Origin of the sequence: Flavobacterium omnivorum (genome assembly GCF_900099915.1) — a bacterium.
Taxonomy (GTDB): Bacteria; Bacteroidota; Bacteroidia; order Flavobacteriales; family Flavobacteriaceae; genus Flavobacterium; species Flavobacterium omnivorum.
This window is the reverse complement of the sequence record NZ_FNDB01000011.1, coordinates 38,229-53,984: the sequence shown is the minus strand read 5'-3', so window position 1 is coordinate 53,984 and position 15,756 is coordinate 38,229. Positions and strand designations below refer to the sequence as shown.

The window sequence follows — 15,756 nt, the reverse complement described above, 5'->3', positions numbered from 1 at the left end:
ATGAAACTATCAGAAATTAAAAAAGAGTTGAACGTGTTAGAAAACGTTGCTTTTATGTTACCAAACGGAACCTATGTTCCAGAACATTTTCACGTAACGGAAGTAGGCTTAATTACCAGAAACTTCATTGATTGCGGTGGAAAAGTTCGAAAAGAGAACGTTGTGAATTTCCAGTTGTGGGATGCCAATGATTTTGATCACCGACTTAAACCAAAAAAATTATTGGATATTATTGAATTATCTGAAAAGATTTTAGGAATTGAAGATCATGAAGTTGAAGTGGAATTTCAAGGAGAAACAATTGGTAAATACGACTTGGATTTCAACGGAACGGACTTTACTTTAATCAACAAGCAAACCGCTTGTTTAGCCGAAGACCAATGTGGCATTCCTGCTGATAAACAAAAAGGTAAATTGTCTGCAATCCCAACTCAAACCAATAGCTGTACTCCAGGTGGAGGTTGTTGCTAATTATTAAAACTATAAAATGAGTCCAATTAAAACCATTCTCTTCTCGGAAATTGAAGAAGTAATCCGTTATTTTGATTACGAAAATATATCTTCAGAACGCAAAATTATTTTGCAACCTCTTGTTGATTTTATCCAAAATAAAGTTTCCAAAGAGCAAGAAATAAGGCTAAACTTTATTTGTACGCACAATTCCAGAAGAAGTCATTTGTCCCAAATTTGGGCGCAAACTGCCGCGGGGTATTTCAATATTAAAAATGTTTTTTGTTATTCCGGTGGTACAGAATCTACTGCATTATTCCCTATGGTTGCCACAACATTAAAGCAATCAGGATTTCAAATTAATACTATTTCTGAAGGAAATAACCCAATTTACACCATAAAATTTGGAAAGAATGAACCTCCAATTATTGGTTTTTCTAAAACTTATGATGATGATTTTAATCCAAAAAGTGAATTTGCAGCATTATTAACCTGCTCTCAAGCGGATGGCGGATGCCCTTTTATTGCCGGTGCAGAAAAAAGGATTCCCATTACATTTGAAGACCCTAAAGTTTTTGATAACACTTCACAACAAGCCGAAAAATATCAGGAGCGCAGTTTACAAATTGCAACTGAAATGTGCTATGTATTCTCCCAAATAAAATTATAAATATGTCAGCAACTACTTGCGCTCCCGCAGCAGAAAGAAAAAAATTAAGTTTCCTAGATCGATTTTTAACGCTTTGGATATTCCTCGCAATGGCACTTGGAGTTGCAATAGGTAATTTCATCCCTTCCAGCGGTAATTTCATCAACTCTTTTTCAAGTGGAACTACTAATATACCGCTCGCTATTGGTCTAATCTTGATGATGTATCCACCATTAGCGAAAGTGAATTATAGTAAGATGGGAGAAGTATTCCAAAACACGAAGGTGTTAGGCGCATCACTATTCCTGAATTGGGTGGTAGGCCCGATCCTAATGTTTTCCTTAGCCCTACTTTTCCTAAATGGGTATCCTGAATACATGATTGGAGTCATCTTGATCGGATTAGCCCGATGCATTGCAATGGTAGTTGTTTGGAATGATCTTGCTGATGGCAATAGAGAATATGCAGCTGGATTAATTGCTTTGAATAGTATTTTTCAAGTATTGCTCTACAGTGTGTATGCGTATGTTTTCATAACCGTTATGCCTCCATATTTTGGATATACCGGTTTTGATGTAACGATCAGTATTGGCCAAATTGCCGAAAGTGTAGGGATTTATTTGGGAATTCCTTTTGCTCTGGGAATAATTAGTCGTTATGGCCTCATCAGACTTAAAGGAGAAACCTGGTTTCAAACTAAGTACATCCCTTTTATTTCTCCTATTACTTTATTGGCGTTGTTATTTACCATCATATTAATGTTTAGCCTGAAGGGAGAGCTAATTGTTCAAATCCCTATGGATGTTGTTCGTATAGCGATTCCCTTAGTCATTTATTTCACCTTGATGTTTGTGATCAGTTTTTTCCTTGGAAAATATTTTGGTGCTGATTATTCTAAATCTACCGCAATTGCTTTTACGGCAACCGGAAATAATTTTGAATTGGCTATTGCAGTTGCAATCGGTGTTTTTGGAATCAACAGCGGACAAGCATTTGCCGGCGTTATTGGGCCATTAGTTGAAGTTCCTGCACTAATTGCATTAGTGAATGTCGCTTTTTGGTTTAGAAAAAAATATTATACAAAAACAGCATTAGTTTCAAAAACTGAAAATCCCTAATTGTATGAACAGTTTATAGTACTTAAAGTGTGTCCCAGATTCTCCTATTGGACGATGTAAATAGTGAAGCATCTCTGACATGAAAAAACCAAAATAACATACAATTTAAACAGATTCAAACAAAATGAACAAAATTCTAGATGTCATAGTCGTTGGCGGCGGACAAAGTGGATTAGCTTGCGGTTACTATCTCCGGCGCAATAAAGTGAACTTCCTTCTCTTGGACAAAGAGGAAAAATGTGGTGGCGCTTGGCTTCATGCTTGGGATAGCTTAACACTTTTTTCTCCTGCTGAACACAGTTCCTTACCGGGATGGCTCATGCCAAAATCTAAAAATTTGTTTCCTCTAAAACAAGAAGTGATTGATTACTTATGCCAATATGAAAAACGTTATGACTTGCCAATAGAAAGATCCGTAACTGTAGAAAGCGTTCTTTTAGAAAATAAAATTTTCAAAATACAAACCAATAAAGGAATGTATTTTTCCAAAGTCGTTATTGCCGCAACAGGCACATGGAACAATCCTTTTATACCAGAAATTGCAGGAATAGATACCTTCAAAGGAACTCAAATCCATTCGGCACAGTACAAAAATTCAGAATCCTTTAAAAATTTAAAAGTACTTGTTGTGGGCGAAGGCAATTCAGGCGCACAAATTATAGCCGAAGTTTCTAAAGTTACCAATGTTAAGTGGTCTACTAGTAAACCACCTCAATATTTACCAGACGAAGTAGATGGTTTTTATCTTTTTAACGTAGCAACTGCCAAATACAATGCGGAAAAAGAAGGAAAACCATTTAATGCAGCGAATTATGATTTGGGAACTATTGTGATGGTACCGCCGCTTAAAGAAGCTCGATCTAGAGGTGTTCTCCTCTCTAGTGGTGGTATTAAAAGTATTTATGAAGAGGGCGTGATTTGGATTGACGGAACCAAAGAAGATTTTGATGCCATAATCTGGTGTACAGGTTTTGGTTATGCCACTTCTTTTCTAAAAAATAGTGTTTCAGCAGATAATCGAGGCATTGTAAAAACAGAACATAGCAAAGCAACAGAAATTGATGGCTTATGGTTAGCGGGTTATGGAAGCTGGACTGGTTATGCCTCGGCAACACTTATTGGAATAAATAGAAATGCCAAACAATCTTGTAGCGAAATTTTAGCCTATTTGCACAAACAATAATTTAATTTCTCTAATAAACACTGCATTAGCGGCGCTTTAAATTAAATTATTGCCTTTTAAAAATTTCTACGGCGTCAGTTTTAAATTTATTTTTTAACCACGCAGTCAATTTCTTTTTGTCGATGGTGTCTAAATCATTTTTACTTTCATAAAGCACCACAGTAATCACTTTTCTATCTTTTTTATTCTCATTAAAAACATGATTTGCTATTGCAATATTGGCAATTTCAGGAAACAAAATTCTAGTTTCACCTAAAATTGCATTGTTATCAAATTTCAAAGAAACAATTTGACTTTGCAACTTGGCAATAATCAAATCTTTTTCGCTCATGGTTTTATTGTTAAAAGTAATTTCATTTAGTATATCCTGTTTCAAGTCAGTTGTGTCTTGAATAATATTTAAAACGGTATTATTTAACTCGTAGGTTTTTAGTTTTACGTTAAGTTCTTTTATTTCATCCTTATCGAGTCTTCTTCTTAAAAAAGCAATATCTATTTTTTTTGGATTTGACGTAAATTGTGTTTTTTTATACAACACTGTGTATCCTTTATCCAAAAACTCTAATTTTAAAAATAATTCTACTTTTTGCTTGTATTTTTTTTCTTGAAAAAGTTGATAGGCAAAAAAGATACTCGGTACAATCAAGGCTAAAGTCAACAATGAAATCATGTATTTTACTCTCTTTTCCATCTTTACATCCGTTTGTTTAACAATTGGATATTTTAAATATTTGACGATTATAAAGGTTGCTATACAGATAAAAACACAATTAATAGTGTACAAATACATAGCTCCAAAAAAGAATTTAAAATTCCCTAATGCCAATCCATAACCTGCGGTACACAACGGTGGCATTAAGGCTGTTGCAATAGCCACTCCGGGAATAGGGTTCCCTTTTTCTACTCTTGTGATGGCTATTACTCCAACTAATCCTCCAAAAAAAGCGATGAAAATATCGTAAATATTAGGTGATGTTCTGGCTAAAAGTTCCGACTGCGTATCTTTGAAAGGGCTTAAATAAAAGTAAATAGTGGAAACCACCAAACTCACCACCGTAGCGATAAGCAAGTTTTTAAGTGATCTTTTAAGCAAATTAAAATCATAAATTCCCAAACCAAAACCAGCGCCAACGATTGGTCCCATCAAAGGCGAAATAAGCATTGCACCAATAATAACTGCAGTTGAATTTACATTCAAACCTACTGAAGCAACTACAATGGCACAAGCTAAAATCCATAGATTCGAGCCTCTAAAAGAGATGTTTGATTTTACATTATCCAACACTTTCTTCTTGTTCTCTTCGCCGCTATGTAAGTCAATAAAATTTACTACTTTATTCATTTCCCTCGTTTATTTCTTAATTGAATAGCATCTCCAGCGGCACCATTTTACCTTTGCTGTTAACCGCCAAAGTAGCAAGATAACCCTTTTTAAACTAATTGAAAACTTTCACTTTTAATCTTCTAATTGGTCACACAATTTAGCTGCTTCATTCATAGATTTGAAATAAGTAAACCCATTCCATCTTAAAATTAGAAAAAACATTCAAGTGAACCAAACTCAATTTAAATAGGACAAAAAATAGTAACAAGGAAAAGCCATCCTTACAGCATTCACAAATTTAATTTGATAAAGGTCTATTATTACGATATCTGTTTTTTTATGTTAAAAAAATTAAATTATTGCTAATTAAACGATAAACAAACATTTTTAACACCTATAATTCACCTTATTTAACATTTTATTTAGACATTTGATCCAACTAATCTTAAATAATCCGAAAATGAGAATTAAATTTAAACATTTTTTGAGCGTCTTATTTGTACTTTTTGTGCAATTAATATTTGCTCAAGAAAGTACCCTAACTGGTAAAGTTACCGATATGGGCGGTCTTCCAATTCCTGGAGCTAACATTATTGTTAAAGGAACAACCATTAGCGCACAAACAAATTTTGATGGTGAATTTACCATAAATGCGCATAGAGGACAAATTTTAGTAGTGAGCTTTGTAGGGATGAAAACAGTAGAAGTTGCTGCAGCTACCTCAATGCTGATAAAGCTCAATGACGCTTCAAATCAACTAGAAACAGTTGTTGTAGTTGGGTATGGAACCCAAAGCAAAAAGAAATTGACGGATAATATTGCTCGTGTAACAGCAAAAGACATCCAACAAATTCCAGTATCCAATGTTCAAAATGCCTTAGTTGGTAAATTAGCAGGGGTTCAAATTACACAAACTAATGGTAAAGTAGATGGAGGAATAAACATTCGGGTACGAGGTGCAGCTAGTATTAGTGCAGGTACACAACCACTGTATGTTTTGGATGGCATCCCTTTGGTAACTACTAATGAATCTAGTAATGGAGCACCAACCAATCCATTACTTACATTAAGCCCAAACGAAATCGAATCTATTGATGTCCTTAAAGATGCATCATCAGCAGCCATTTACGGCGCTAGAGGAGCAAATGGCGTGGTTTTGATTACCACAAAAAGAGGTAAAGAAGGTAAAGGAACATTCTCCATAAACCTTTCGCAAGGGGTTAGCCAAGCTACTAATAAAAGAAAATGGCTGAATGCAGATCAGTACATTGAATTGTTTACTGAGGCATCTATCAATGGACTTGGTGATGCTGCTGAGGCTGAAGATACTTTTGAGTTTTTAGCTCAAGGAACAGACTGGAGAAACCGAGAAGTAGATACAGACTGGCAGGATACTGCTTTTCAAGATGGATATAATACCGATGCTGATTTTTCAGTATCTGGAGGAGATGCTAAGACAAGGTATTTCTTTTCTGGTGCTTACAACAATACCACGGGTATTATCAATAGTAACGCATTAGAAAGAATAACAGCGAGAAGCAATGTTTCTCATAAAATTTCCGACCGTTTTACAGCTGGTATGAATTTAAGTTTTTCAAGATCCCAAATTGACCGAGTGCAGGATGACAACTCCTTTACAACTCCTTTGCAAGCTGTGGCACAATCACCGTTGTCGCCAGCTCGCTTAGCAGACGGAACTGCTAATCCAAATACATTATATGCTAATTATTTGTTAGCTATTGATAATTCCTTTTGGAAAACACTCATGCGAAGAGTTACTGGAAAAGTATATGGAGAATTTAAAATCCTTCCTTCTTTAAAAGCCAATTCTGATTTTTCTTATGACTTGTTATCACAAACCGAAGATGCTTGGTCAGGAAGAAATGCTCCTTTTATGGCAACTGATGGAGAAGTTTTTGCAACTTCTGTAAATAATGAAACTTATATCTACAGTAACTATTTGACCTTTGATAAAACCTTTGGCGAAAAGCATGATGTTAATGTAGTAGCTGGTATGGAATTTAATAAATTCAATCGAAGATTTCAAAGTGTTACTAGTATTTACTTTCCAAATGACTCCTTTCAAACCGTTGATGGTGGTGCAGAAGTAAATGCAGGATCTGGAAACGAAACGGATTATACCTTCGTTTCTCAATTCGGTAGACTTACGTACTCCTTTGCTGATAAGTATATTTTCAAAGCCAGTATCCGTCGTGATGGTTCTTCCCGTTTTGGTAAAAATGAGAGATTTGGTACCTTTCCCGCATTTTCAGCTGGTTGGATTCTTTCAGAAGAGAGTTTCTTAAAAGATAATACTACGCTGACTTTCTTAAAACTTAAAGGAAGCTGGGGAAAATTAGGAAATGCTGAATTGGGTAATTTTGCTTCTCGCCAATTGTTTGGATCAAATCCTTACAACCTGAAATCAGGACTTTCATTCGCTCAAGCTGGAAATGATAATCTTACTTGGGAAAAATCAACTCAAATTGATTTCGGTGTTGAATTTGCTTTATTGAATAAAATCAGTATCGAAGCGGATTATTACAAGAAAAATACTGATGGATTATTGTTTAGTGTACCGTTATCAATCAGTTCTGGAGCAACTTCAATCAACCAAAACATTGGTGAAGTACAAAGTAGTGGAGTGGAATTCACATTAAACACAAAGAACATTGACTCTGATAACCTTAAATGGAATACAAGTTTCAACATTACAACTAATGAATCCGAAGTAATATCTATGCCTAATAACAATAAGGATATCGTAGGAACCTTCACTATTAACCGCGTAGGAGAAAATATTTCATCTTTTTATCTAGTAGAATATGCTGGAGTAGATCCTGCTAATGGAGATGCTTTATTTGTTAAAAACACGATTAATACTGATGGCTCTTTAGACAAATCAACCACCAATGATTACGCTGTAGCGAAAAGAGTTATATCAGGAAATCCATTCCCTACTTTAATGGCTGGTTTAACCAATACGATCAACTATAAAGGGATTGATTTTTCTTTTACATTCCAAGGTGAATGGGGTGCTAGTATCTATAATTCTGCTGGTATTTACCAGTCTGTAGCTGCAGATTATTTTGACAATCAAACAATTGATCAATTGGATCGCTGGCAAAATCCCGGAGACATCACTAATGTTCCCCAAGCCCGATTGTATGGTAGTAATGGAACTGGAGCGTCTACACGATTTTTAGATAAATCTGATTTTGTTCGTTTAAGAAACTTAACATTAGGCTACTCTTTATCTGGTAATGCTATAAAAGAACTTGGAATGACAAGCGTACGACTTTATGCAACAGGTGTTAACTTACTTACTTTTACAAACTATTCTGGTTATGATCCTGAAGCAAGAAGAGATGATACGGGTATTGGAGAAGAATTTTATTCTACACCACCTGCGAGAACAATTGCATTGGGAGTGAACATTAATTTTTAAAAATAAAAAAATGAAATCAAATAAATTAATCTTAATTATTCTTTTCGCTACTTTTTTTGCAAGTTGTGATAGTGAATTAGAAATTGATCCAAGACAAAATGAGGATGCAACAGTAACATTAAGTACTGAATCCGGCATTATGAATATCTTAACAGGTGCCTATGCTACAGCTGCAGATGGTGATGTTTATGGCGGTCGAATTTTGACTTCAGCAGATTTATTAGCGCAGACTGGAATCACTGCAACAACCGACTTTAGATGGAGAGGAACTTTTGCAGAATGCAGACAAATGTATTCCAAAACGATGTTAGTTAACAATGGTTTTGTTCAGCAAATTTATACTAGAAATTACCAAATTATTAATGCTGCCAATACCGTTATCGAGAACATAGATAAAGTACAGGATCCTGCTAAACGAGCAACCATGGTAGCTGAAGCAACTTTTTTGAAATCGTTAGCTTATTTTGATCTGGTTCGTTTTTACGCAAAACCTTATGAAGCAGGCCAAGCCAATAGTCAATTAGGTGTTGTCATCAGACCAAACGCCATCTATGATTTTACTACTGATTTAGCAAAAGAAAGAAGCACTGTAAGTGAAGTTTACGCGCTAATTATTACAGGCTTAAACCTTGCTTATACTGATCTGCCGGAAGACAATAGTTTTTATGCTGATAAATATGCTGCCAAAGCTTTATTGGCCAGAGTGTATTTACAACAAGGAAATTATCCTGCTGCTAGAGATGCTGCTCATGAGGTAATTGAAAATAGTGGTCGCACGCTATCCACTAAATATGCCAATGCTTTCAATCATGATGTCAATCAAAGTGAGGATATTTTTGCAATCCAAATCACAAAACAAACGGGAGAAAATGAAGTAACTAATTTATATGCATCTGAAAATAATGGAGGCCGTGGTGGTGATATCGAAATTAGATCTACCTAACTTGGCTAAATTTACAGATATTAATGACGAAAGACGCAATTTCAATTACATCAATCCGGACAACGGAAGACGATTGACTTCTAAATATACAAATCAGTTTGGTGATGTACAATTAATGCGTCTTGCTGAGATGTACTTGATTAGAGCTGAAGCAAATTTCATAGAAGGTACGCTCCTTGGTAACACGCCATTGGCGGATATAAATTTACTTAGAACACGTGCAAACGCTGCAAATTTATTAACAGTGAACTTAGCTTCCATATTAAGAGAACGCGAGTTGGAATTAGCAATGGAAGGATTTGCAATTCATGATTTAAAAAGAACAAAACGTCATATTGATGTATTTGCCGATGGTTCTAAATTAATTCCTTACAATGACAATACTTTAGTATTTCCAATTCCTCTAAGAGAAATGGATACCAATAGTAAAATCACCCAAAATCCTGGTTACGGAAGTTAATAGAGTTTAGCCCTATTTGGATTAAACCACAATTCGCCTGGCCTATTTTCCAGAAATCATAAAAAATTAAAAGCCCGAAATCAATTAAGATTTCGGGCTTTTATGTTTAATAGCTCTTAAAATTATTCTATTGGCACACTAAGTTCTGATGTAATAGCCTCTAATACTTCAAAAGCAGTTTCAGCCATTTTATTACCTTTAGTATCCAATAGCGGATTTATTTCTACAAATTCGATACAAACTACCTTTTTGGTTTGAATAATTTGATTAATTATAGCAATGATTTCGAACTGATCGAATCCTTTAGGAACTGGCGTTCCTGTTCCGTATGAAATCATATCGCAATCCATAGAATCCACATCAAAAGAAATATATAAAACTTCACAATGAGCGACTTTAGTCAATGCCTCCGTAACACATTTTTGTAATCCTCTAAACCTTACTTCGTCGACCTTATAATTTTTAATGTTCAGTTTTTCAATTTGCTTATCCTCTTCCTCCTCGGTATCACGAACACCAAAATAAATTAGATTTTCAGCCAAAACTTTAGGCCCCTTGTATCCTATATTTTTCATATCCTCCCAATGCTGCTGCGTTTCTGGAGCTACATCATTATTCTGGCAACTCAAATTATCATCAGCAAGAGCCGCAGACAAGGGCATTCCATGAATATTTCCTGATGGCGAAGTGTAAGGCGAATGCAAATCAGCATGAGCATCAATCCAGAACACACCTATATTTTGCTCTGGAAACGCTGCTTTAATTCCGCTTAAAGTTCCTAATGCCGAGGAATGATCTCCTGATAAAACTATTGGAAAATAATTCCCTTCTAAGTTTTTCTTTACTGCATTAGAAACTCTGGTGCATTGCTCCACAACATGCTCAATTCGTTTAGCAGAGGAGCTTCTATTTTTGTCGTATATGGATTCGTTGTGTGTCTTTACGTCTTCAAACTCAAATTGATTAAAATAATCACTATCCTGATTGATTGCTGCAATTTCGATAGCATCAATCCCTAAATCGGATCCTCGTGTACCAGCACCTATATCCGATCTATTCTTTATTAATTTTATCGTTTTTCCCATGATTTATAAATTATCTAAAATCGTTTAAGGCTTTTTCGATAATAGCCAAACATTCCTGTATCTGCGATTCAGTAATGACTAACGGTGGGGCAAATCGAATTTTATTTCCGTGAGTTGGTTTAGCCAATAGACCATAATCTCTAAATTTAATACAAATATCCCAAGCTAAATCAGATTCCTCACCACTATTAATCACAATAGCATTTAATAATCCTTTGCCACGAACCAAGGTGATTATAGGATTCCTTGAAGCAATCTCTTTAAGCCCAGTTCTTAAAACTTCTCCTAAATGAGCAGCATTTTGCGCCAGATTCTCCTCTTTCACTACTTCAAGCGCAGCAATAGCGACAGCGGCAGCAACTGGATTTCCTCCAAAGGTGGAACCGTGTTGCCCTGGTTTAATTACATTCATGATGTGATTATTAGCTAAAACTGCTGAAACCGGATACACACCACCTGAAATTGCTTTTCCTAAAATAAGAATATCTGGTTTTACCTCTGGTCTTGCTTCACAACCATTTTTACAATCACAATTCCCACAAGTTGCTAATAACCTTCCAGTACGAGCAATTCCGGTTTGTACTTCATCTGCAATAAATAAAACGTTATGTTGCTCACAAAGCGCTTTTGCTTTAGCTAAGTATCCTTCAGTAGGAACATAAACACCCGCTTCTCCTTGAATAGGCTCTACTAAAAACCCCGCAATATTTTTGGAAGATTGCAGTACGTTCTCTAAAGCCTCAACATCATCATAAGGTATTTTGATAAATCCAGCAGTAAAAGGACCAAAGTTTTTACGGGCACTTTCATCATTTGAAAAGGAAATAATGGTTGTTGTCCTTCCATGAAAATTATTTTCACATACAATGATTTGCGCTTGATTTTCAGGAATTCCTTTTACCTCATACGCCCATTTTCTGCATAATTTTAATGCCGTTTCCACTGCTTCTGCACCAGTGTTCATGGGCAATACTTTATCAAAATTAAAGTACTTAGTTACATATTCTTCAAAGGGTCCTAATTGATCGTTATGAAAAGCACGGGAAGTCAAAGTTAGTGTTTGTGCTTGTTTTACCATAGCACCTACAATTTTAGGATGACAATGCCCTTGATTTACAGCAGAGTATGCCGATAAAAAATCATAATATTTTTTCCCGTCCACATCCCAGACATGAACTCCTTCACCTCGTTCTAAAACTACTGGTAAAGGATGGTAATTATGAGCTCCATATTGATTCTCTTTTGCTATCAACGATTCCGATTTTGAAGAAAGGTTTTGTTCTGTATGTGTCATGATGTTTTTATTTTAAGATAGTAATGCACAAAACTACTACTTTTTTTTAATTTAGCAATAAAAATAAATGTTTTGACTTTTAAAAAGATGTTATTTGAAAATATTTCTTTAATTTACATTAAAATAAGTCATTATTTTAAATAAGCAATTCGATTTACAACTATTTTCGAAATAAATAAAAATAAGTACATTTATACCTCTACAAAACCTTCATCATTAATAGTAACAATAACATGGATATATTAGACGAATTCGATATCAAAATCATCAAAGAACTAGAAAAAGATGGAAGAATGGCCTATTCAGCCATTGCGACTCATTTAAAAATATCAAACACCATGGTGCACCAACGCATCAATCGATTAACAGAACAAGGAATTATTACTGGTATAAAACCAGTAATAAATGAAAAAAAAGTGGGCTATGATTGGGGTTCGTTTACTGGAATCACGTTAAATAAGGATCAAGATTCAAATCGAATTATTGAGGAATTGAAAAAGATTCCAGAAATAACAGAATGTTATTATATTACTGGCTCTTTTACGCTTTATGTGAAAATCATCGCTAAAGATCACGAGCACATGCGCAGTGTCCTTTATGAAAAAATAGACACTATTCCTGGCATTGCCAAAACCGATTCTATAATTGAATTGGGTTGCGCATTTAAAAGAAATGTATCGTTATAGCTAAGAATCTATTTAACTTTCGACTAAACCAATAAAATACAGATGAAAAAACATTTACATTCTGTTCTCGCGCTTAAAGTTCGAAGTAGCTTTTTTGCTTTTTTGTGTTGCTTCACAATTCAGGCTCAAAATACAAAAGGGAAACTATTCATCATTGGAGGCGGACATCGATCAGATGCGCATATGACGCAATTAATCAGTATTTCTGAGTTGAAGAAAAAAGATTATGTGGTTGTTTTGCCCATGTCAAGCGAAGAACCGGATAGTGCCTACATTTATTTTAAGGAACAATTCCAAAAACTGACCTCAAATCCAATTATTATGCTGAATTTTGATACCACATCTACGACTAATAAAGCACTCAATGATTCTTTGCAAAACGCAAAACTAATTTTCATTAGTGGAGGAGATCAAACTCGTTTTATGGATGTAATCAAAAATACGCCAACATATACCGCCATTCACCGAGCTTATGAAAATGGAAGTACAATAGCGGGAACCAGCGCTGGAGCTGCGGTTATGTGCGAGCACATGATTACAGGCAACCAAAAATTAGAAACTAAATACTCCGCAACTTTTGATAACATCAGATACGATAATCTAGAAACTTCCTTAGGTTTAGGTCTGATCAAAAATGTAATTATCGACCAGCATTTCATAAAAAGGAGCCGGTACAATCGCTTACTTTCTGCTTTAGTTGAATTCCCAGATCACATAGGAATTGGTATTGATGAAAGCACTGCGTTAATTGTACGTAATAAAGAAATCGAAATTGCTGGTGAAAGCGAAGTAATTGTGGTCAAAAAACCAAAAGGAATAACAAAGTCCAAAAAGTCCAATTTGGTCAGTATCAAAAGCCTAGAAATGGCTGTTTATAATCAAGGTCAAAAATTTAAAATCCAATAAAATGAAATATTTCAAGAATCATTTACCGCTGTTTGTTTTAGTTTTTTGTTTTAGTTTTCCAATATTTTCACAAAACGCAACAACTAAAGAAGTAGCGCGACTTAAAAATCGGTCTCAACAAGTGACCATTATTAGAGATAATTGGGGAATTGCTCATGTATATGGTAAAACTGATGCTGATGCTGTATTTGGTATGTTATATGCACAATGTGAAGATGATTTCAAACGTGTCGAAATGAATTACATCGAAAAATTAGGACGCCTTTCCGAAATTAAAGGACAAGCTGTTTTGTACAATGATTTAGAAATTAAACTTTTAATCGATACCGAAGCAGCCAAAGCCGATTATATAAAAGCCGCTCCATGGCTTAAAAAACTATTAGACAGTTATGCTGATGGCATTAACTTTTACCTCTATAATCATCCTGAAGTAAAGCCCGCTTTATTGACTCATTTCGAACCTTGGTTTCCATTACTTTGGACTGACGGCAGCATTGGTGCCATTAGTACCGCTGATCTAACCACTGGAGAATTAAAAGCATTTTATTCTGGAAATACAGATAAAGTCGCTTATATCGAACGTGAAAAAGACGTACAAACTGGCTCAAACGGATTTGCAATAGCGCCTTCAAAAACAGCTTCGGGAAATGCCATTTTATACATTAATCCGCATACTACTTTTTATTTCAGACCAGAAATCCAGATGAGCAGCGAAGAAGGATTAAACGCTTATGGGGCTGTAACTTGGGGACAATTCTTTATTTACCAAGGATTTAATGAAAGTTGTGGCTGGATGCACACCTCATCAAATGTAGATGTAGCCGATATGTACGCAGAAAAGATTACAACTAAAAACAACAAACTGTTTTACGAATACGATAAAAAATTGTTACCCATAATCGAAAAATGGATCACTATCAAATATCTAGAAAACGGAAAACTAATTCCAAAAACATTCAAAACTTATGCTACCAATAACGGTCCAATTATGTCCAAAAGAGATGGGAAATGGATTAGCTTAAAATCAAATAACCGCTCCATGAAAAGTCTAGAACAAAGTTGGGTGCGTACCAAAGCAAAAAGTTTTGAAGACTATAAAAAGGCAATGGATTTAAAAGCCAATACATCTAACAACACCGTTTATGCTGACAAAGAGGGAAACATTGCCTACTGGCATGGCAATTTTATTCCCATTCGCGATAAAAATTTAAACTGGTCAAAAGTGATGGACGGCACTACAACAGCAACACAATGGAAGGGACTGCATGACGTTTCAGAAACCGTTCATTCTTATAATCCTATAAACGGCTGGTTACAAAACTGCAACTCTACCCCTTACACCGTAGCTGGAGACAATAGTCCAAAAAAAGAAAATTACCTTCCTTATATGGCGCCTGACGGAGAAAGCTTTAGAGGATTAAATGCGGTGCGATTATTAAGCAAAGGAACTAAGTATACATTAGATAAAGTAATTGCTGACGGATACGATACTAAACTAACGGCGTTCGAAGTTCTAATCCCCTCGTTAATCTCCAGTTTTAAAAAAAATATTAGTACAGAAGATGCACTATATAATGAATTAATTGAACCGATCAGCCAGTTACAAAATTGGGATTATTATGCCAAAGAAAATTCTGTTGCAACCACATTAGCCATCGAATGGGGTTATAAATTGGATAAGATTGTTCAAAAAGTATACATTAACGAAGGTGAAATGGACCAAGTAGAAAACACCCGTACTTTTGCAAAAAATGCACTTCCTGAACAATTGATTCCTCAACTAAAAATGGTTGTCGACGAATTGAAAATAAAATTTGGAACTTGGCAGATTCCTTGGGGAGAAATGAATCGGTTCCAAAGAAGTTCAGGAGAAATTAATCTGATTTATAATGATGCTTTAGAAAGCCTGCCCATTGCTTATGGCCCAGCAATTTGGGGGAGCTTACCTGCTTATAAAAGCTCCTACCAAGACACCAAAAAACGCTATGGATTTAACGGGAATAGTTTTGTATGTGCGGTAGAATTTGGACCAAAAATAAAAGCCAAATCATTACTAGCAGGCGGAAATAGCGGTGATCTAAAATCAAAACATTTTTACGACCAAGCAGATCGGTATCGAAAAGGACAATTCAAAGAAGTATTGTTTTATAAGGAAGAGGTACAAAAAAATGCCGAGCGAAGCTATCATCCTGGCGAATAAACATTTTGTT

The 15,756-nt window shown here is 35.2% G+C and carries 13 protein-coding genes; 10 read left to right on the top strand and 3 right to left on the bottom strand.

Annotated elements, in window-relative coordinates:
* The 4 genes from BLS90_RS11310 (at position 1) to BLS90_RS11295 (ending at position 3,400) form a co-directional block, all read left to right on the top strand.
* Positions 1-471 carry a DUF6428 family protein gene (locus tag BLS90_RS11310; protein ID WP_091257776.1) on the top strand — a complete coding sequence of 157 codons (471 nt, stop codon included), beginning with the start codon at positions 1-3 and terminating at the stop codon, positions 469-471.
* Positions 472-487: 16 nt separating this feature from the next.
* Complete coding sequence (locus BLS90_RS11305; RefSeq protein WP_175455472.1) at positions 488-1,120, top strand: arsenate-mycothiol transferase ArsC; 633 nt, start codon at positions 488-490, stop codon at positions 1,118-1,120.
* Between the two features lie 2 nt (positions 1,121-1,122).
* Positions 1,123-2,217: an ACR3 family arsenite efflux transporter gene (gene arsB / locus BLS90_RS11300; protein ID WP_091257773.1), complete on the top strand. Its 1,095-nt coding sequence runs from the start codon at positions 1,123-1,125 to the stop codon at positions 2,215-2,217.
* A gap of 124 nt (positions 2,218-2,341) precedes the next feature.
* Positions 2,342-3,400, top strand: coding sequence for an ArsO family NAD(P)H-dependent flavin-containing monooxygenase (locus BLS90_RS11295; protein ID WP_091257771.1), 1,059 nt, complete (start codon positions 2,342-2,344; stop codon positions 3,398-3,400).
* 46 nt (positions 3,401-3,446) lie between these two features.
* On the opposite strand, the gene BLS90_RS11290 is transcribed toward BLS90_RS11295, so the two are convergent.
* Positions 3,447-4,742 (bottom strand): TIGR00341 family protein, encoded by a 1,296-nt coding sequence (locus BLS90_RS11290; protein ID WP_091257769.1) that lies wholly within the window; start codon positions 4,740-4,742, stop codon positions 3,447-3,449.
* A 442-nt stretch (positions 4,743-5,184) separates the two neighbouring features.
* Here BLS90_RS11290 and BLS90_RS11285 point away from each other — a divergent pair, with 442 nt between their 5' ends.
* From BLS90_RS11285 to BLS90_RS17115, 3 genes are read left to right on the top strand one after another with little or no spacing between them, the layout of a single operon-like run.
* Positions 5,185-8,172: a SusC/RagA family TonB-linked outer membrane protein gene (locus tag BLS90_RS11285; protein ID WP_091257767.1), complete on the top strand. Its 2,988-nt coding sequence runs from the start codon at positions 5,185-5,187 to the stop codon at positions 8,170-8,172.
* Between the two features lie 10 nt (positions 8,173-8,182).
* Positions 8,183-9,115, top strand: a complete 933-nt coding sequence (locus BLS90_RS11280) for a RagB/SusD family nutrient uptake outer membrane protein (RefSeq protein WP_245705095.1) — start codon at positions 8,183-8,185, stop codon at positions 9,113-9,115.
* 1 nt (position 9,116) lies between these two features.
* The gene (locus BLS90_RS17115; protein WP_245705094.1) at positions 9,117-9,575 is read left to right on the top strand and encodes a RagB/SusD family nutrient uptake outer membrane protein; all 459 of its coding nucleotides are present in this window, start codon (positions 9,117-9,119) and stop codon (positions 9,573-9,575) included.
* Positions 9,576-9,697: 122 nt separating this feature from the next.
* On the opposite strand, the gene BLS90_RS11275 is transcribed toward BLS90_RS17115, so the two are convergent.
* On the bottom strand, positions 9,698-10,660 hold the full coding sequence (locus BLS90_RS11275; RefSeq protein ID WP_091257765.1) for an arginase: 963 nt from the start codon (positions 10,658-10,660) through the stop codon (positions 9,698-9,700).
* A gap of 10 nt (positions 10,661-10,670) precedes the next feature.
* A complete protein-coding gene (gene rocD / locus BLS90_RS11270; RefSeq protein ID WP_091257763.1) occupies positions 10,671-11,954 on the bottom strand; it encodes an ornithine--oxo-acid transaminase in 1,284 nt (427 codons plus the stop codon).
* Positions 11,955-12,187: 233 nt separating this feature from the next.
* On the opposite strand from rocD, the gene BLS90_RS11265 reads away from it, so the two are divergent.
* Genes BLS90_RS11265 through BLS90_RS11255 form a run of 3 tightly spaced genes read left to right on the top strand, consistent with a single transcriptional unit; the run spans position 12,188 to position 15,746 of the window.
* On the top strand, positions 12,188-12,640 hold the full coding sequence (locus BLS90_RS11265) for an Lrp/AsnC family transcriptional regulator (protein WP_091257761.1): 453 nt from the start codon (positions 12,188-12,190) through the stop codon (positions 12,638-12,640).
* Positions 12,641-12,682: 42 nt separating this feature from the next.
* Positions 12,683-13,546 (top strand): cyanophycinase, encoded by an 864-nt coding sequence (locus tag BLS90_RS11260; protein WP_091257759.1) that lies wholly within the window; start codon positions 12,683-12,685, stop codon positions 13,544-13,546.
* 1 nt (position 13,547) lies between these two features.
* On the top strand, positions 13,548-15,746 hold the full coding sequence (locus BLS90_RS11255; RefSeq protein WP_091257757.1) for a penicillin acylase family protein: 2,199 nt from the start codon (positions 13,548-13,550) through the stop codon (positions 15,744-15,746).
* Positions 15,747-15,756 lie beyond the last annotated feature (10 nt).